We start from the raw sequence: 17,250 nt of genomic DNA on the forward strand, positions 1-17,250 counted from the left end.
AAAGGGCAGTTGAGCTGCTAAACGGGTGAAACATTCATGTATCAGTATAATGAAGTCGACCAAACCCTGGTTGACGAGCGCGTCGAACAGTACCGTGATCAGACACGTCGCTACTTGGCAGGAGAGCTTCCAGAGGATGAGTTTCTTGTCTTGCGATTGATGAATGGACTTTATATTCAACGGTTTGCACCGATGCTGCGTGTAGCGATTCCTTATGGCTTGATGTCTTCGGAACAATTGCGCAAATTAGCTCATATTGCTCGTACATATGATAAAGGTTATGGGCACTTCACAACCCGTACAAACCTTCAGTTTAACTGGCCTAAGCTTGAAGAAGTACCTGATATTTTGGCTGAATTGGCGCAAGTGCAGATGCATGCTATTCAGACGTCGGGTAACTGCATTCGTAACACCACAACGGATCCATACTCCGGCGTCTATGCTAATGAATTAGAAGACCCACGTGCTTACTGTGAGATCATACGTCAATGGTCGACATTACATCCTGAATTTGCTTATTTACCTCGCAAATTTAAAATTGCAGTGACCGGTAGTACCGAAGATCGAGCCGCATCTCAGGTGCATGATATTGGTTTGCATCTAGTGCAGAATGATGCCGGTGAAATTGGTTTTGAAGTACTTGTGGGTGGTGGTTTAGGCCGTACACCTGTTATTGGTAAGGTAGTGCGAGACTTCTTACCTAAAGAGCATCTGCTTTCGTATTTAGATGCTATCTTGCGTGTTTATAACCTTAACGGGCGTCGAGATAACAAGTACAAAGCGCGTATTAAGATCCTAGTCAATGCTTTGGGCGTCAAAGAGTTTAGCCGCTTGGTTGAAGAAGAGTGGGAATACTCTCGCGACGGTGAACTTACGTTAACGAGTGCTGAAATTGAGCGTGCTAAAAGCTTCTTTACACCGTTTGATTATGATGTAAATGCAGCGACAGATACGTCGTTTGAGCAAAAGCTTGCAGAAGATAGTGCTTTTAAAACTTGGTATGAGCGCAATACAGTCGACCACCGCGTTGAAGGATATCGTATTGCGATTGTATCCTTAAAACCGCATTTAAAACCGGCGGGTGATATCACTGATGCGCAGATGGACCTCGTGGCTGATCTGGCTGAAAAATACAGCTTTGGTGAAATTCGCTCCACGCATGATCAGAACTTAGTATTGGCTGATGTGAAAAAAGCAGACTTATATAGTGTGTGGCAAGGGCTAGAGGCTAGCAATCTGGCTCGTCCAAATATTGGTACATTAGCGGATATGATTGTTTGCCCAGGTTTTGATTTCTGTGCACTAGCAAATGCAAAAACATTGAACATTGCCGATCAAATTAATGAGCGTTTTGACGATCTAGATCACCTCTATGATTTAGGTGATATTCAGTTGAATATGTCGGGTTGTATCAATGCTTGTGGCCATCATCATGTTGCAGATATCGGCATTTTGGGTGTCGATAAAAAAGGTGAAGATTGGTACCAGATTACTTTGGGGGGCTCTTCACGTGAAGATGCTTCATTAGGTAAAGTGTTAGGTAAGTCTGTTGCTGCTGATGATGTTGCGAATACATTAGAGAAAATTTTGGATGTGTTTGTAGAGCACCGCCAAGAAGAAGAATTGTTCCGCGATACTTACAAACGTATCGGTATGGACCCGTTTAAGGAGAATGTTTATGCCCCTGCTCATTAATAAAAATATCGTTGCTAACGATAGCTGGCAGTCGATTGATACAGAAAGCCTAGAGCAGGCTCAGGCGCTTCCTAGTGGCGATATTATCGTACCGTTAGCTTTTTACCTTGAGAATCGTGACGATCTTCTGGGCCGTGATGGCCAGCTAGGTATACAAGTGAATGGAGATGATGATCTTCAGGCTTTGTATGCTGAACAGGGTAATATTGCTTTGGTTGCGGTTGAATTTCCAATCTTTCGAGATGGGCGTGGTTTTAGTATCGCTAAGCACCTTGTTAGAACAGGCTTTAAAGGCGAAATCCGGGCGATAGGTGATGTGGCGCGTGATCGTTTAGCGTTGATGCAAAGCTCAGGTTTTAATGCATTTTTAATTCCTGAAGATCGGTTTTCAGAAGAAGACCTCAATGCATTTACTGAAGTAAGCGTGAATTATCAGGGAACGGCAGCTGACCCACGGCCTATTTTTCGCCGCTAATTCTATTGACAGAGCTAAAGCCTACGGGCTTTAGCTGACAAAGGAGAGAGAATAACGATGAGTATTGATTTGGTTGCTGCTAATAAGGCGTTAGAAGGTAAGTCACCCCAAGAGATTGTTGCATGGGCTATTGCGCAGTCTGATAACCCTCTAGTGACGACTAATTTTCGGCCTTACGAATCTGTCATTTTACATATGGCGGTGCAAGCTAAGCCGGATATTAAAGTCTTGTGGGTTGATTCAGGTTATAACACTTCTGCGACTTATCGATTTGCAGAAAAAATGATTCAGGACTTTAACCTCAACGTCGAAACGTATATTCCTCAACAGACATCTGCTCGTCGTAATGTGCTGATGAAGGGTATTCCTGATATTGATGATCCTTTACATGATGAGTTTACCCGCCAAGTTAAGTTAGAACCGTTTCAACGCGCATTAGCGCAGATGAGCCCTGATTTGTGGTTGAATGCTATTCGTAAAGACCAGACCGAGTTTCGCCAGTCCTTGGAAATTGTGTCTGCTAGTAAAGATGGCATTATTAAGGTTGCACCACTGTTCAACTGGAGTGAGGCCGAGCTAGAGGCATATTTGCTTGAGCATAACTTGCCAAATGAGCATGATTATTTTGATCCTACTAAAGCGCTAGAAACACGTGAGTGCGGTTTGCACACACAGCTATAAATTGCTTTGTTAATATAAGAATTCAAGCAGTGGGTCCGATCTAATCAGTGGTTTTTGACCGGATTATGTTAATCTGGGCTCATGAACTGACTGGGGGCTCATTGTGGATTTTTTACCTCTCTTTTTTAATCTTAAGTCACGCCAAGTATTACTCATTGGTGGCGGTGATATCGCTTTACGTAAAGCCCGCCTATTGAAGCGTGCCGGTGTTTATCTCACGGTGGTATCGCATACCGTTGATGACGAGCTCAAAGCACTGTTGGTTAATGCTAACGATCAGATAGTTATTGGCGAATACCATGCGGCGTTATTAGAAGGCAAAGCATTAGTGGTAGCGGCTACTGATGACAAAGACCTGCATGAGCGTGTTCATTATGATGCAGTGGCGCTAAATATCCCTGTTAATGTTGTTGATACTCCCTCCCTTTGTACCTTTATTTTTCCGGCTATTGTTGACCGCTCACCTATTGTTATTGGTATCTCTTCAGGCGGAGAGTCGCCTGTTTTAGCACGCTTGCTAAGGGCGCGTTTAGAAACACTGATCCCTAATGGTTATAGCCGTCTAGGCTCATTAGTTGGACGTTTTCGCCAGCAGGTAAAAGCGACATTTGGTTCGGTTAATGAGCGCCGTCGTTTTTGGGAGCATGTGCTCGAAGGTCAGGTTGCAGAGAAGGTTTTTTCTGGGCGCAACGAGGAAGCAGAAGCATTGCTAAAAGCGGCCATCGATAAAGGTGAAAACAGCCACCAAATAGGCGAGGTGTACTTGGTTGGAGCGGGTCCTGGTGATCCAGAGCTCTTAACGTTTAAAGCGTTACGCCTGATGCAGCAAGCAGACGTTGTGTTTTATGACAACCTGGTATCGGCAGAAGTGCTGGATCTATGTCGTCGTGATGCAGACCTGATCTATGTTGGAAAAAAACGTGATGATCATGCGGTCCCTCAAGAGGGGATCAATGCACTATTAGTGCAGCATGCGCAGCAAGGTAAACGTGTTGTTCGCTTAAAGGGTGGAGATCCATTTATTTTTGGCCGAGGCGGCGAAGAGCTAGAAACACTTAAATCACACGGTATTCCATTTCAGGTGGTGCCGGGGATAACCGCTGCGAGTGCTTGTTCAACTTATGCCGGTATACCGCTAACACACCGAGGTTATGCGCAGTCGGTTAAGTTTGTAACAGGGCAGCTTAAAAATCGAAAAGATAAACTGAATTTCTCTGAGCTGGTGCACCCTAACCAAACCGTTGTGTTTTATATGGGGCTGCATACATTGCCAACTCTTGCAGAAAGCTTAGTCGAGCATGGTAAGCCAGCCGATACGCCAGTAGCTATTGTCTCTAAGGGGACGTCACCTGATCAAAAGGTTCTGACGGGTACCTTGGCTGACATTGCGGCTAAGCAAGAGGATGCGAAGCTAGTAGCACCGGCACTGATCATTGTAGGTGAAGTAGTTGCTTTGCAAGATCAGTTAGCATGGTTTGGTGACAACGTTGAACAAGAAGGTTTAACGCATGCGTTAGGAATGCTTAAAACAGAGAAATGAGTGTTCTGTTACATTGATTTAATGAGCTATTGCACATGAGCTGTTTTCGATAGCTGTTCGGATAATGGCTCTTTGTCGCAATTATTTATAGTAATGAATAACCGTTAAGCCGGACCCGTGAGGTTCGGCTTTTTTTGTGTCTATTGAATATAGGCTCCCGTGTTTTAGAGCCCCGTTTATTAGCAGCACACACATGCGTATGGTATTAATGAATGGGAACGAATAGCTATCTTCATTAATCAATGGTGAGAGAACTTATGAGTGATAAAGCCGTTATTGCGCAGAAAGTACCGTATGCAACTGATGTAGTCGCAGGCGAACGTTATCGTTGGTGCGCTTGTGGTTTAAGTAGCCGCCAGCCTTTATGTGATGGCTCACATAAAGGTACTGACTTTAGACCGGTGTCTTTCACGGCGGAAAAAACAGAGACAGTGTATCTCTGTGGTTGTAAGCAAACAGCAAATGCTCCGATGTGTGATGGATCGCATAAGGCTCTGTAAGCGTGCTCGATTAAAGATGTTTGTGTCTGATATTAGCATTGTATTGAAATGATTTTCAGGAGAGCTTTGGTATGCGTGTAAAGGTTCAATTTGAGAGCAATGGGCAAATGCTGGCTGGGATGCTGGAAACACCTGAAGCAGATATACGTTGTTATGCGCTGTTTGCTCATTGCTTCACGTGTGGAAAAGATATAGCGGCGGCCTCTCATATTGCACGGGCGCTGGTGGCAAAAGGCATTGCTGTGCTTCGGTTTGATTTTACGGGCTTGGGTAATAGCGATGGTGACTTTGCCAACACGCATTTTTCATCAAACATTCAAGACTTATTGGCCGCTGCAGATTTCTTGCGTCAGGAGTATCAAGCGCCTGCAATATTGATTGGGCATAGCTTGGGAGGTGCGGCAGTGTTAGCGATGGCAGCACAGGTTACAGAAGTTCATGCAGTTGTAACTATCGGTGCACCACACCATGCTAAGCATGTCGTGCATAACTTTTCAGCCTCAATCGATAAAATTATTGAAAATGGCGAAGCCGAAGTGTGTTTAGGCTCTCGCAAATTTCTTATCAAGAAACAGTTTTTAGATGATATTGATACACACCTTGACCATGATATTGGCAAGTTAAAAAAGGCATTGTTAGTGATGCACTCGCCGTCAGATTCTACGGTGCCTATTTCTGAGGCAGAAAAAATTTATCGTAATGCCAAGCACCCAAAAAGTTTTGTTAGCTTGGATAGTGCTGATCATTTGCTAACTAAGCGCGCTGACTCTGAGTATGTCGCAGAAACCATAGCAGGTTGGGCTAGTCGCTACATTCCTAAAGCAGAGCAGCATCGAGTCCCTGTTAAAAAAGGGCATGTCATTGTCGAAGAAAAAAATCATGTTTTCACCCAGCATGTGAGCAGCGATAGCCATTATTGGTTGGCAGATGAGCCGACAGCAGTGGGCGGGGCAAACAGTGGTCCTGATCCATATGAACATTTATTAGCAGGACTAGGGGCTTGTACCTCTATGACAGTTCGAATGTATGCGAGTCGAAAAAAGCTGGCGTTACAGCATGTGCGTGTTGAGCTAAGTCATACTCGTAATTACCATCAAGACTGTGAAGGGTGTGATGTAACGCCGCAGTCGATGGAAATTATTGAGCGTAAACTAACCTTGGTGGGAGATTTAACAAAAGAGCAGCGACAGCGTTTGCTAGAGATAGCGGATAAGTGTCCCGTACATAAAACACTACACAGTAATCTTCAGGTTGTTACTCAGTTGTTACCAACAGAGTAATGGGTGCTCAATAAACGGTTCTAGATAAAAGGGGCAGGCTAGGTTTATAGCCTGTACCCTTGAGGCATGCATCACTTGCTAAGTAATTGACTCTACTTATCTTCGCTGCCGATGTAACGATAGACGCCCGCACCCAAGATGGCACCAATCACTGGCGCTATCCAGAATAGCCATAACTGAGAAATCGCCCAACCGCCAACATACAACGCAACACCTGTACTACGTGCAGGGTTTACAGACGTGTTAGTGACAGGAATACTAATGAGGTGGATTAAGGTTAGACATAGTCCAATAGCAATAGGGGCTAAACCTTTAGGTGCGCGCTCATCCGTTGCACCCATGATGACGAGTAAGAACATCATCGTCATTACCACTTCAGTAATAAAAGCAGACAGTAATGAGTAACCACCAGGTGAGTGTTCCGCGTAGCCATTGGAAGCAAATCCTGCGCTGACATCAAATCCTGCTTGTCCGCTAGCAATCAAGAACAAAACCCCACCGGCAACTAAGCCGCCAATGACTTGCGCTGCGATATAGGGAAGTAACTGGTTGGCTGGAAAACGCCCACCTGCCCATAACCCTATAGAGACCGCTGGATTAAGATGACAGCCAGAAATATGTCCGATAGCAAAAGCCATCGTTAAGACAGTTAACCCGAAAGCAAATGACACGCCGAGTAGGCCGATACCTACATCAGGAAAAGCCGCAGCCAGTACCGCGCTGCCGCACCCCCCCAATACTAGCCAAAATGTTCCAAAAGATTCTGCAATATACTTTTTCATAACAACCTCCTTGATTGTGGAGGTAGTGTTGCGTTGAGTGGCTGAACCTCTACTGAAATATTAGTCTTCTAAGCTAAGTAAGCTTTTAAAGAGGCTAAAAGCCCTGCGTAAATAGGATTACAAAACTCACTAACATCATGACTGTTGTCTGAATCAAAGCTGGATGACCATTCAATAAAGGTCTCGCCTGTGTCTGTGATAGGCGATAATTTTACGACGCCAAAATAGTTCTGCACACAGTCTTTAGCGACAGGCCCTGGGCCATCATCAATACGGTACGTGAAAGTGAATCCATTATTGTCGATGGACAGAAGCGTTTCATGAAATGCATCATTAAGAATGCGTCGAGCACCCACCTCATGGCTTTGTTTATCTCCTACTTTCTCTGTAGAGGTAACAACAGCAGTGCCCCACGGTAAATCATGAAAGTTTTTTACGGTATCCCAAACTTTTTCTATAGGCGCATTGATAACCGTTGAGTTGTAACATTTTCCCATGGTGTTCACCTTGTCATCATTTTACGATTGATTGCGTTGGCTTCGTTGTACCTGAAATCTAGCATACTCGGGAAGTGAACTGCTGTTAGTCTGAAGTGTTAAAAAGCACCTTCTTTAGTGCTTTTTAGTATGTGCGTGGATTGTGCCTCTAGTGTTTTATTAAGGCGGTTTCTTATGTGAGTATTAGCAGGGTTAGATAAGGAACTAGGCTAAATATAATAAAAAGTAGTTTAAATAACCCAAGAAAAGCGTAAAAAGCAATGTCGAATTGCTGGCGCGTAATAGCAAAAAAATGGCGTTGAGTGTGATAGACAAAATCTGGCGCAAGCATAAATATACTTGTCCATAGAATAAGCAGTGCGACATTGATAACCGAACACCACATGAAAAAGTCTTTTAGTGTTTCTATGTCCATCTATGTATCATCCTTTTTTCCAAATAAGAGTTTTAGTTTATCCTTGGCCAGAAATAGAATTATCCCGAAAATGCTAACGAGCAATGTTTCCCAAAACTCTAATAGTTTCTTCCAAAATACACTAAGTAACTCTATCAATTTTTCTTTGAATAACCCGCTAGAATCAACATTGACAGTGACGTTGAGCGTAGCGGCTGTTCTGGGGACGGGAATGCCGCTGCAGTCAGCAGATTCAAATAGATTGATATTAGCGCCCACTTGAAAGGTACCTGCCTTAATAGGGACGAGTATAAAGCTGAGCTCGGAGCCTTTGGGGTGTATTTTTATGCACTGTATATTTTTAGGGGTTATGTTGAATTCTGGAGCGATGGCTTCAATTTTAGCGGTTTCGCCGGCGGCAGGTATTGTTGTAGTGCTGCTTGCCATGCCTGCAGGTACAATGGCACCTGAATCCGGGTTACCAATCCACACTCTTAATTCGCCCACAGGCCCAGGTATATCTAAGCGGGTATTAGCTGTTATTTCTACCTTGTATTGATCAAATGTAGGCGGCGAAATTTCCTTTGTAGCGTCCTTATATTTCGGGTTGAGGGTTGTTGTGTTGCTCGTTTTTTGAGCTTCTTTAGCTCGCCCAGCCGCTTCCTTTGTCGGTAGGGCTTTAGGTTTGTGCTTTACAGTATGGGTGTTAACTGTGGCAGAAGGTTTGACGCTGGGTTGGCGTGTGTCGGTTGCAGGCGGAGCGGGTTTTGGTGTAACAACGGCTGGTGCTTCTACTTCTACTTCTGCTTTATTGTTACTATTTGTCACGGAGCTTTGCGGTGCTTCCTCTTCTTGGGAACAGCTGGTTAGTAGCATCGCAATGCAGAAATACATCATAGCCAGTAATAATGGTTGTGAGGTTAATTGGCTATATCTCATGCGATGTCCCCCAGTTATTAGTTAGTCCTATTTATTGGCTGGTCTTATTAATGTTTTTGTATGGCTATGCAATATAGGTTTCGCCAATTTCAAACTTATTTCTCACAATTGATATGGGAAAACTAGTGCGCATTTGGTAATGAGGAGTATCAGGAAAAGATCGCCAGTTTCCTCCCCATTCAAGAAGCCCTGACATAGCAAACTCTGAAGCCTTTATGTAGTCCTTGGGGTTACTCGAATAGCCGCCAGTTGCAGTGAATATGCCGATATCCCAAGCAATACCAAAATTATGGTTACTCCTGCCACCACGTGCTTTTGTTATGATAGGGCCAGGGTTGTTGTATCGCCCTTGTCGAAATAGCTTGTTTTGCTCTTCATAGGTGCGTGTGCCAGAGATTATCTTTGCGTTGATGTTATTGTTAAGAAGCCGGTTCATAAAGTGCCTGGCTTCTAATTGTGCTTTGAGAGATAGAGTACATATGTGCTTTTCTGTGCGGTGATCAAAAGCGCCTATTTGTTCTTTCATAGCGTCTGATTTGAGGTGAAATTCATTCGCGCCTTTCTCTGTGAATCTTCCCCAAATCCCGTCGAGTGTTTTACTGTATAGCCCTTCGGTTTTTAAAAGTCGTTGGAAAAAGAGCACATCATCTCCAAATAGTCCGTAGCTCATAAGATTCTCCTTGTTATCGTTATTACTTCTCTTTTGTGGTTTCGGTTTTTCCGGACAGCTGCCCTAAAACATATCCAGCTATACCGCTCAGAATGGCACCTGTGATATTTCCATCTAATCGGTTTGCCAAGCTAAGCACCACGGTGGCGGCAATTACACCAATGACCGTAACGGTTTTGAAAAATGATGAGCTTTTTAATATATCCATGATTTTCTCATCCGATTTGGCAACCGCGTTCCAGAACATGCCCCACATTGTGACTATGCCTATGGTAGCCAGTACAGATAGACCAACAATGTATTCAGCTTTTAACTCCATGGTTTGTTCAATGATTTCTGTCTCCATTACTGTGCTCCATTAAAGGTATTGTTTGCGCTATTTCTGAGTCGGTAGATAAATGAAAAATAGCAGGGCTTTAGGAACGTTCTATTAAAATAATAAAGAGAATTAGCCGACCTGTTGAAAGCATAAATTTGTATGGGCAGTATTGAGCGAAAGGAGGGTATTGTATTTACGCTAGAGCGCGGTCTGTTTTTTGGTAAATAATACACATGCGCACAGGGTTGCGGGGAGTATGTATAAGCATCGATTGAATGAGGTACTTTTAGCGGGTACATAATAAAACCTACCGCATTATTATTGGTATAGGTGGCTTTAATTCTTTATGCACGGAGGCCGTCAGTTGTTACTGCTTTTAGAAGGAATCCGAGACCATAAAATATCCTTTATATAAATCTATACTCTGATTTAATAGCTTATGCAAACGTTCGTTTTACGCTGGTACTGCCTTAGAATTAGCATTTTTCCAGTGAGTCATGCAAAAGCCTTTGTGTCTGTTAATGGGCTTGCTAGCTACGGGCATTGAGTATTATGTTTATGGTATGAAGTTATAAATGCTTGATGAATAAGTCGTTATTAGGTGTGGTGATACATAGTTTGAGAAATAGTATGACGGGGTTTTAGTGAGTAAAAATCAAACAATATGTGATGATCAAAGTCTTGGTTTGGCTGTAAGTAAAGGAGCGCACCTTGTGATGTTTGGTGCAGAGCGCTGTGGCGTGTGCAAAGTGATCTGGCCACAATTGCTAGCTGCCTTGGATGAGCGCTGGCCAAGTTTGAAACTGCATTACATTGACTGTGAAAAACACCAAGAAAATTGCGCGCAGCAGGGTGTATATTCTTTGCCTGTTGTTAGGTTGTATTTTGATGGGCGGTTGTATCTGGAGAAAATACAGGTGTTTAGTTTAGGACCATTTATTTCCGATATAAGTAAACTATGCGAGCAATATAGTGTGCAAAATGAGGGCTAATAATCGACAGTCTGGCTTGTCCTGCTGCCGATTATTAGCCATAAAAATATTAAGCCGGTTTAGGTAGTGGCTCGATGACTATATGAGTTACTCATGTGTATTAGTTAAATAGCACGGTACCCACCCCCAAGCTCCCTGCAAAGCCTAAAGAGTAGGCTAGCAGTAAGAAAAAGCTGTATTTCATATAGCTAATGAATGTCACTTCTTTAATTTTGCTCATAGCAACAATACCTGCTGCAGAACCAATGATAAGTAGTGAGCCGCCAACGCCAACGCCGTAAGTTAATGATAACCAGCTAGCGGGAGTCATTTCCAAATTGGCCTTTAAAAGAGCAGCGGTGAGCGGTACATTGTCCACGAGCGAAGAGAGTAACCCCATAACATAGTTTGCTTGTATTGCTGGCAGAATCTCGTAGATTTTTACGAGATTATCAAGAACACCAATCTCTTTTAACATTCCGACTAGTAACAGTATTCCTAAGAAAAACAAAAGCGTATCAAACTCAATAACGCGTATGTAATCGAGCATGTTTTCTCGATCATCATCGGTGTGGAAAAAACGTCCTATCAAGAACATGATAGATAAACCGAAGAGGAAAGTGAGTACCGGAGGAACCCCAGCAATAATGTTAAGAACAATAGTACTAAGTATGGTAAATAGAAAAAGTATCGCGATACTCATACCGACTCGGTCGTAATGCCGCTCACCTCCATCAATGATTAATTCCCCTTTTAGGCCAAAAGAGAGCAGCCCAGCAAGAAACATTACACTGACAAAAGAGGGAAGTGCTAGCCAGAGTAAGTCTTGGATGGCGACTTTATCCGCTAGGAATATCATTAGTGTGGTGACATCGCCAGTAATAAGAGATACGCCGCCAGAGTTCACGGCAAATACAACCAGCACTGCAAATTTTAATGTTTTATTGGGAGGGAGTTTTAATGATAGTACCAGTGCAACAGACACTAGTGTTGCAGTGATGTTGTCAGATAACGATGAGAATGCAAAGGCGAAGATTGCCACCATAAACAACAGTGTTTTTTCACCTACCCGAGAGGGCAGAAACTTGTATATCATCGTTTCAATAAGGCCCTGATGGTTAAGAAAGGCCACGAAAGTCATCGCGGCCATCAGGAAGAGCCATAGACTGGCTATCTCAAGTAGGTTTTCATTTAACATCCCCTGGATCTGTTTCGGGGTGACATCATCAACAGGGAAAAGGAAAAGAACTAGCCACGATAGCGTGCCTAGAAAAAGCGTAGTTTTAGCTTTGTTAAGGTGAATGACATCTTCAAGCACGATCATAAAGAAAGCAATGACAGCAAGAATGATAAGAAAAGTGTGCATTAGCACGACTCCACAAAATTTAAGAAAGCAATATTTTAGGGGTTGGTTACTGTGTGTGCATTGTTTTTTTAGGCTTAAACTTTATATTATCCTCTTTAATTAACGTTTAGACGTCCAGTATGAGAGTTTAGATTCATTGTCGACCTTACCCAATACATCAACTTGGTACATCTATATGCTACTTTGTGCGGATGGTAGTTTGTACACAGGTATTACGACGGATTGTGACAGGCGCTTAAAAGAGCACAATGAGAGCAATAAGTTAGGTGCTAAATATACGCGCCCCAGAAGACCAGTTGCCCTAGCATGGTCTGAGGAAGTTGCGAGTCGTTCTTTAGCGAGTAAGCGTGAGTACCAGATTAAGCAGTATTCCCGAGCGAAAAAGTTGGCGCTTATCAGTGGCTTTAGTTCGAGCTAAATTCCTCAGGGCTTAACCATAGGTTTAAGCTGCCGACCTTTTGGCATTTGAATGTTTTTGGCTTGACGTAAAATATTTAAATGTTATGTTATAACGTATTTTTCTAAATGGGTACAGTCATGAAACTTAAACCTTTGGTAGTTGCTACCACTTTAACTTCTTTCACGCTGCTAGGGACTTCTTCATTTTTGTATGCAAGTGATGCTCATGAACACGGTATCGCTGAGTTAAACGTTGCATTTGAAGCTAAGCAGCTAGAGATCATGTTTTTATCGCCGGCAGCTAATTTGGTTGGTTTCGAACATCCGCCTGAAACTGAACAACAAGAGAAGCTGATTGTTGACGCTGTGCACGCGTTAAAGCAAGGGTACGACATAATCCGTCTACCTAAAGAAGCAGTATGCTTGTTGAAAGAAGCAGACGTTGAGCAGTCTTTACTTGAATCGCATTCTTCTGGGCATGAAGAAGAGCATGAGCATGAAAAAGAACATGAGCATGAAGAAGAACATGAGCATGAAAAAGAACATGAGTCAGGGCATTCAGATTTTACAGTACACTACCAGTTTGTCTGCTCTAAACCGGAGATGCTAACCGGTTTTACAACGGGGCTTTTTGAGCAGTTTCCTATGATTGAATCAATCAGATATAAGATGGTGAGTCATGAAGGGCAACAAGGTGGCGAACTTTTACCTTCTAAAGGGGACGTACACATTAAACAATAGCGTTATTTAATTAATAGTCGTTATTTCTAGGTCAGTAATAAGCTCAGTATTAGGCACAGCTATGGCAAAGGTGTTATTAGATAAAGTTAAGTACTCTTGGGTAAAAGATGCACCTCTTTTAGATATTGCAACATGTGATATTCAAAGTGGGGAGCGTGTATTTATACAGGGGCCATCAGGCAGTGGGAAAAGTACACTACTTAACTTACTGACGGGCTTATTACTGCCAGATTCTGGTGTAATTAATATTGCGGGTAGTGACATTTCATCATTATCAGCTGTAAAAAGAGATTGTTTTCGGGCTGATCATATTGGTTTTGTTTTCCAGCAGTTTAACCTGCTTCCTTATCTCTCATTAATAGACAATGTTATGTTGGCATGTCGTTTTTCAGCGATACGTACACAACGAGCACTGAAGCATCACGGCAGTGTACGAAAAGCCGCTGAGCAGCTATTAGCTGAGCTAGGTCTGGAGGAACAGCTTCGCCAGCGGGTGACGGTTGCTGAACTGTCTGTTGGTCAGCAGCAACGTGTGGCGGTAGCGCGAGCTTTAATAGGTTCTCCTGAGCTGTTGATAGCTGATGAGCCTACATCTGCACTAGACGCAGCGTCGCGCGATACCTTTACTGAGCTATTAATAGCAGAGGCCTCTCGGTACAACAGTACATTATTGTTGGTAAGCCATGATGAGGCATTAGGTCAGCACTTTAATAGAACAATTCTACTACAGCATATAAATAGTGCCGGAGTCTTCCATGCTGCTTAGTGTTGCGCTGTCGAGTAGCTGGAGCCGCCGTCATACTTTATTTTTTATTGTACTGACGATTGCTCTCAGTGTGACGCTCTTAATGGGCGTTGAAAAAATTCGTGCAGAAGTGCGTGATAGCTTTAACCGTTCTGTCTCTGGTACCGATTTGATTGTTGGAGCCAGAGGAGGGGAGCTACAACTTATCTTGTACTCTATTTTTCATATTGGCCAAGCTTCAAATAATATGAGTTGGGCCAGTTTTGAGCGGATAAAAAGTAACAAGCATGTTGCGTGGGCAGAGCCTATCTCTCTTGGTGATTCACATAAAGGCTTTAGAGTTGTAGGAACGTCAGCAGGCTTCTTTGAACATTATCAAGTGGGGCAACAGGCAAGGTTAGCATTTCAGCATGGAAGGGCTTTTAGCGACTTGTTTGATGCGGTTGTTGGTGCGGATGTTGCCAGACAGCTTGGGTATCAACTAGGAGAGCGTATTACGCTCTCTCATGGTGTCGGTAAGACAAGCTTTTCTGAACACGATGATCGTCCTTTTAGTATCAGTGGTGTATTGCAACCAACAGGAACGCCTATTGACCAGTCGGTTTTTGTTAGCTCTCAAGCAATTGAAGCGATTCATGTTGGTTGGCAAGCGGGTAGCCGTATTCGTGGCCAGCAAGTATCAGAAGTTGAGATAAGAAGTAAAAGCCTACAGCCTAAAGAGTTAACGGCTGTATTAGTCGGCATGAAATCAAAATTAGGTACCTTTCACCTACAGCGCCAGATTAATAACTATAAAGTGGAGCCTCTGCAAGCGGTATTACCAGGTGTTGCATTACAGCAGATGTGGCAGTTGATTCGTGTTGCTGAGAACGCGCTGTTGTTAGTCTCTGCATGTGTAGTTTTGGCTGGATTCATGGGTATGTTGGCTGTGTTGCTTACAAGCTTAGGGGCACGACGCAAAGAGATGGCTATTTTACGCTCAATCGGAGCGAGGCCTTGGCATATTGTGGGTTTGCTTGTATTTGAGTCTACATTGGTGAGCATAGTGGGAACTTTGATAGGGGTATTGATGTCTGTATTCTTGTTGATGTTCGCACGACCATTACTTGAAGTACATTTTGGTTTATTTATCCAGTCAGCTGGGTTGTCTTTGGATGACTTGCCGATGTTATTCTGTGTTGTGTTGGCTGGGGCACTAACGGGGTTGTGGCCAGGTTACCGGGCTTATCAAATGACAGCTGCGGACGGGCTTACGGCTCGATATTAAATAAACCTATTTGATCATTTATTTCTTCATATCACTTGTGGTTGAGTGTTCGTGTTTATGATTTTTCTAAAGTAAGGATTGGGTTTTAGTATGCCGGTAAGCAGGTCTTTAATAAGTGTTTTTGCACTGTATGTACTCTTTTCGATTAAAGCCATAGCAGGTGATGTTTTGCTTAACGGAGAAAAGGTAGAGCAGCTAGACTGGGAGCAATTGATGCCTGCCGATTATAACCTAGATGGCTTTTTTGATGATCGAGATATAGGTGCGTGGGATGACTTGGATCCCAAAACTGCTCTATTAATGGATGAGTTACAACAGGTTTTGCAATCGGCCCCTATTGTCCCTGAAATGGATGGGAGAATGATTAAGATACCTGGTTTTGTTGTACCTGTAGAAGGTGAAAATCAAAATGTATTTAAGTTTTTTTAGTACCGTACTTTGGTGCATGTATTCATGTTCCGCCACCTCCATCGAACCAAATTATTTATGCTGACTACGAACCCGGTGTTAAGTTAGAAAGTCTTTATGATGCTGTATGGTTGACGGGTAAGCTAAGAACAAAGACTTTTAGCCATGAGTTGGCATCATCAGGTTACACAATGGATGTTTATCGCATAGAGCCTTATAACGAATAATAGTTAAAGAGCAATTTCTAAAGAATACTCCACAGCAAAAATAGCCGTATTGTGTATTACCTCAGTTGTTACTGTCGTCGTAGAACTTTGTTAAAGTGTGTCATAAAATAGCGTGTGAAGTATCACGCCAATAATACATTTAGACAGATGTTTTCGCGCTAGCGTTTTCTGTTTATTCCATGCTGAGTTTCCTCATATGAAATACCCAACAACAAAGTTGCCTAAAGTTGGTACGACTATTTTTACTGTTATGTCACAGATGGCAGCAGAGCATAATGCGATTAATTTATCGCAGGGCTTCCCCGATTTTGATGGGCCTAAAAAGCTATTAGACTCAGTAGGCCATTATATTGCACAAGGTGCTAACCAGTATGCCCCGATGACGGGTATGCCAGTACTACGTGAAGAGATTGCTAGAAAAGTAGCTGCCTTATATGGAACTACAGTTTCGGCTGAGACTGAAATAACAGTAACCTCGGGCGCGACGGAAGCCTTGTTTGCGGCAATATCGGCAGTAGTGCAGCAAGGTGATGAAGTGATCGTGTTTGATCCCGCTTATGATAGTTACGAGCCGGCAATCGAGCTTAACGGTGGTATTGCCGTACATCTACAGTTACAACCCCCTGGTTTTCATATCGACTGGCAGCACCTCAAGGATGCCATTACTGCCAGAACACGCATGATTATTATTAACACACCCCATAACCCGACAGGTTCTATTTTATCGGCTCAAGATCTTGAGCAGTTGGCTGAACTGGTGCGCGACACCGACATTCTGTTATTAGGCGATGAAGTCTATGAGCATATTGTTTTTGATGGCCAGAAACACCACAGCCTGTTGGGCCATTCTGAGTTGTATCAGCGTAGCTTTGTGGTGTCTTCTTTTGGCAAGACCTACCACACAACGGGTTGGAAAATTGGTTATTGTGTCGCTCCTGCTATTTTATCGGCAGAGCTTCGCAAGGTGCATCAGTACCTGACATTCTCAACGTCAACACCGATGCAGTTAGCACTCGCTGATATTATGCGAGATGAACCTTCCCACTATCATGATCTTCCAGATTTTTATCAGCGTAAACGCGATCTGTTCAACACATTAATTAAGCCCAGTAAATTTTCTTTTACTCCGGGTGAAGGGACTTATTTCCAATTGGTTGATTACAGTGCAATTAGCGATATGAGTGACGTTGCGTTTTGTCAGTGGTTGATCAAAGAGGTGGGCGTCGCGGCAATACCCGTTTCTGTTTTTTGCCAGGCACCACCAGATATGAAGTTGGTGCGATTCTGTTTTGCAAAAGATGACGCTACATTGAAACAAGCCGCTGAACGTTTAATTGCGATTTAGGAGAGTTCT

General features: G+C 43.2%; 19 protein-coding genes and 1 pseudogene. 13 read left to right on the plus strand and 7 right to left on the minus strand.

Going from position 1 to position 17,250, the window contains the following annotated elements; translation table 11 throughout:
- Window positions 1–36: 36 nt before the first annotated feature.
- From NEJAP_RS05275 to NEJAP_RS05300, 6 genes are all read left to right on the plus strand, one after another.
- Complete coding sequence (locus tag NEJAP_RS05275) at window positions 37–1,695, plus strand: nitrite/sulfite reductase (RefSeq protein ID WP_201349631.1); 1,659 nt, start codon at window positions 37–39, stop codon at window positions 1,693–1,695.
- Window positions 1,679–2,170, plus strand: a complete 492-nt coding sequence (locus tag NEJAP_RS05280; protein WP_201349632.1) for a DUF934 domain-containing protein — start codon at window positions 1,679–1,681, stop codon at window positions 2,168–2,170. The genes NEJAP_RS05275 and NEJAP_RS05280 overlap by 17 nt, the downstream gene beginning before the upstream one ends.
- A 57-nt stretch (window positions 2,171–2,227) precedes the next feature.
- Window positions 2,228–2,851: a phosphoadenosine phosphosulfate reductase family protein gene (locus tag NEJAP_RS05285; protein WP_201349633.1), complete on the plus strand. Its 624-nt coding sequence runs from the start codon at window positions 2,228–2,230 to the stop codon at window positions 2,849–2,851.
- A gap of 103 nt (window positions 2,852–2,954) precedes the next feature.
- The gene (gene cysG / locus NEJAP_RS05290; protein ID WP_201349634.1) at window positions 2,955–4,391 is read left to right on the plus strand and encodes a siroheme synthase CysG; all 1,437 of its coding nucleotides are present in this window, start codon (window positions 2,955–2,957) and stop codon (window positions 4,389–4,391) included.
- Between the two features lie 257 nt (window positions 4,392–4,648).
- Window positions 4,649–4,891: a CDGSH iron-sulfur domain-containing protein gene (locus NEJAP_RS05295; RefSeq protein WP_201349635.1), complete on the plus strand. Its 243-nt coding sequence runs from the start codon at window positions 4,649–4,651 to the stop codon at window positions 4,889–4,891.
- Window positions 4,892–4,962: 71 nt separating this feature from the next.
- Window positions 4,963–6,171 carry a bifunctional alpha/beta hydrolase/OsmC family protein gene (locus NEJAP_RS05300; protein ID WP_201349636.1) on the plus strand — a complete coding sequence of 403 codons (1,209 nt, stop codon included), beginning with the start codon at window positions 4,963–4,965 and terminating at the stop codon, window positions 6,169–6,171.
- A gap of 92 nt (window positions 6,172–6,263) precedes the next feature.
- On the opposite strand, the gene aqpZ is transcribed toward NEJAP_RS05300, so the two are convergent.
- The 6 genes from aqpZ to NEJAP_RS05325 form a co-directional block, all read right to left on the minus strand.
- Window positions 6,264–6,953, minus strand: a complete 690-nt coding sequence (gene aqpZ / locus NEJAP_RS05305; RefSeq protein ID WP_201349637.1) for an aquaporin Z — start codon at window positions 6,951–6,953, stop codon at window positions 6,264–6,266.
- A gap of 68 nt (window positions 6,954–7,021) precedes the next feature.
- Window positions 7,022–7,450, minus strand: coding sequence for an SRPBCC family protein (locus tag NEJAP_RS05310; protein ID WP_201349638.1), 429 nt, complete (start codon window positions 7,448–7,450; stop codon window positions 7,022–7,024).
- Window positions 7,451–7,622: 172 nt separating this feature from the next.
- Complete coding sequence (locus NEJAP_RS19525) at window positions 7,623–7,865, minus strand: DUF6868 family protein (RefSeq protein WP_419197842.1); 243 nt, start codon at window positions 7,863–7,865, stop codon at window positions 7,623–7,625.
- Window positions 7,866–8,783 carry a hypothetical protein gene (locus NEJAP_RS05315; protein WP_201349639.1) on the minus strand — a complete coding sequence of 306 codons (918 nt, stop codon included), beginning with the start codon at window positions 8,781–8,783 and terminating at the stop codon, window positions 7,866–7,868.
- A gap of 64 nt (window positions 8,784–8,847) precedes the next feature.
- A complete protein-coding gene (locus tag NEJAP_RS05320; protein WP_201349640.1) occupies window positions 8,848–9,453 on the minus strand; it encodes a M15 family metallopeptidase in 606 nt (201 codons plus the stop codon).
- 22 nt (window positions 9,454–9,475) lie between these two features.
- On the minus strand, window positions 9,476–9,799 hold the full coding sequence (locus tag NEJAP_RS05325; protein ID WP_201349641.1) for a hypothetical protein: 324 nt from the start codon (window positions 9,797–9,799) through the stop codon (window positions 9,476–9,478).
- A gap of 617 nt (window positions 9,800–10,416) precedes the next feature.
- Between NEJAP_RS05325 and NEJAP_RS05330 the strand changes: the two genes are divergently transcribed.
- Window positions 10,417–10,764 (plus strand): thioredoxin family protein, encoded by a 348-nt coding sequence (locus NEJAP_RS05330; RefSeq protein ID WP_201349642.1) that lies wholly within the window; start codon window positions 10,417–10,419, stop codon window positions 10,762–10,764.
- Window positions 10,765–10,864: 100 nt separating this feature from the next.
- Here NEJAP_RS05330 and nhaD read toward each other — a convergent pair whose 3' ends face one another.
- Window positions 10,865–12,109: a sodium:proton antiporter NhaD gene (nhaD, locus tag NEJAP_RS05335; protein WP_201349643.1), complete on the minus strand. Its 1,245-nt coding sequence runs from the start codon at window positions 12,107–12,109 to the stop codon at window positions 10,865–10,867.
- Window positions 12,110–12,245: 136 nt separating this feature from the next.
- Here nhaD and NEJAP_RS05340 point away from each other — a divergent pair, with 136 nt between their 5' ends.
- From NEJAP_RS05340 to NEJAP_RS05365, 6 genes and pseudogenes are all read left to right on the plus strand, one after another.
- On the plus strand, window positions 12,246–12,527 hold the full coding sequence (locus tag NEJAP_RS05340) for a GIY-YIG nuclease family protein (RefSeq protein WP_329610937.1): 282 nt from the start codon (window positions 12,246–12,248) through the stop codon (window positions 12,525–12,527).
- A gap of 119 nt (window positions 12,528–12,646) precedes the next feature.
- Window positions 12,647–13,249: a DUF2796 domain-containing protein gene (locus tag NEJAP_RS05345; protein ID WP_201349645.1), complete on the plus strand. Its 603-nt coding sequence runs from the start codon at window positions 12,647–12,649 to the stop codon at window positions 13,247–13,249.
- Between the two features lie 61 nt (window positions 13,250–13,310).
- Window positions 13,311–14,015 (plus strand): ATP-binding cassette domain-containing protein, encoded by a 705-nt coding sequence (locus NEJAP_RS05350; protein ID WP_201349646.1) that lies wholly within the window; start codon window positions 13,311–13,313, stop codon window positions 14,013–14,015.
- Window positions 14,005–15,261 carry an ABC transporter permease gene (locus tag NEJAP_RS05355; RefSeq protein ID WP_201349647.1) on the plus strand — a complete coding sequence of 419 codons (1,257 nt, stop codon included), beginning with the start codon at window positions 14,005–14,007 and terminating at the stop codon, window positions 15,259–15,261. The genes NEJAP_RS05350 and NEJAP_RS05355 overlap by 11 nt, the downstream gene beginning before the upstream one ends.
- A gap of 213 nt (window positions 15,262–15,474) precedes the next feature.
- Window positions 15,475–15,896, plus strand: a pseudogene (locus tag NEJAP_RS05360) (DUF3299 domain-containing protein).
- 196 nt (window positions 15,897–16,092) lie between these two features.
- Window positions 16,093–17,241 carry a pyridoxal phosphate-dependent aminotransferase gene (locus NEJAP_RS05365; protein WP_201349648.1) on the plus strand — a complete coding sequence of 383 codons (1,149 nt, stop codon included), beginning with the start codon at window positions 16,093–16,095 and terminating at the stop codon, window positions 17,239–17,241.
- The last annotated feature ends 9 nt before the right edge of the window (window positions 17,242–17,250 follow it).

The sequence above is a fragment of the Neptunomonas japonica JAMM 1380 genome, from assembly GCF_016592555.1.
Classification (GTDB): Bacteria; Pseudomonadota; Gammaproteobacteria; order Pseudomonadales; family Balneatricaceae; genus Neptunomonas; species Neptunomonas japonica_A.

Coding starts and splice junctions, on each gene's coding strand:
- nhaD (WP_201349643.1), bottom strand. CDS start 12,109: ATGCACACTTTTCTTATCATTCTTGCTGTCATTGCTTTCTTTATGATC.
- NEJAP_RS05350 (WP_201349646.1), top strand. CDS start 13,311: ATGGCAAAGGTGTTATTAGATAAAGTTAAGTACTCTTGGGTAAAAGAT.
- NEJAP_RS05310 (WP_201349638.1), bottom strand. CDS start 7,450: ATGGGAAAATGTTACAACTCAACGGTTATCAATGCGCCTATAGAAAAA.
- NEJAP_RS05275 (WP_201349631.1), top strand. CDS start 37: ATGTATCAGTATAATGAAGTCGACCAAACCCTGGTTGACGAGCGCGTC.
- NEJAP_RS05300 (WP_201349636.1), top strand. CDS start 4,963: ATGCGTGTAAAGGTTCAATTTGAGAGCAATGGGCAAATGCTGGCTGGG.
- NEJAP_RS05280 (WP_201349632.1), top strand. CDS start 1,679: ATGCCCCTGCTCATTAATAAAAATATCGTTGCTAACGATAGCTGGCAG.
- NEJAP_RS05320 (WP_201349640.1), bottom strand. CDS start 9,453: ATGAGCTACGGACTATTTGGAGATGATGTGCTCTTTTTCCAACGACTT.
- NEJAP_RS05365 (WP_201349648.1), top strand. CDS start 16,093: ATGAAATACCCAACAACAAAGTTGCCTAAAGTTGGTACGACTATTTTT.
- aqpZ (WP_201349637.1), bottom strand. CDS start 6,953: ATGAAAAAGTATATTGCAGAATCTTTTGGAACATTTTGGCTAGTATTG.
- NEJAP_RS19525 (WP_419197842.1), bottom strand. CDS start 7,865: ATGGACATAGAAACACTAAAAGACTTTTTCATGTGGTGTTCGGTTATC.
- NEJAP_RS05355 (WP_201349647.1), top strand. CDS start 14,005: ATGCTGCTTAGTGTTGCGCTGTCGAGTAGCTGGAGCCGCCGTCATACT.
- NEJAP_RS05315 (WP_201349639.1), bottom strand. CDS start 8,783: ATGAGATATAGCCAATTAACCTCACAACCATTATTACTGGCTATGATG.
- NEJAP_RS05325 (WP_201349641.1), bottom strand. CDS start 9,799: ATGGAGACAGAAATCATTGAACAAACCATGGAGTTAAAAGCTGAATAC.
- NEJAP_RS05345 (WP_201349645.1), top strand. CDS start 12,647: ATGAAACTTAAACCTTTGGTAGTTGCTACCACTTTAACTTCTTTCACG.
- NEJAP_RS05295 (WP_201349635.1), top strand. CDS start 4,649: ATGAGTGATAAAGCCGTTATTGCGCAGAAAGTACCGTATGCAACTGAT.
- NEJAP_RS05285 (WP_201349633.1), top strand. CDS start 2,228: ATGAGTATTGATTTGGTTGCTGCTAATAAGGCGTTAGAAGGTAAGTCA.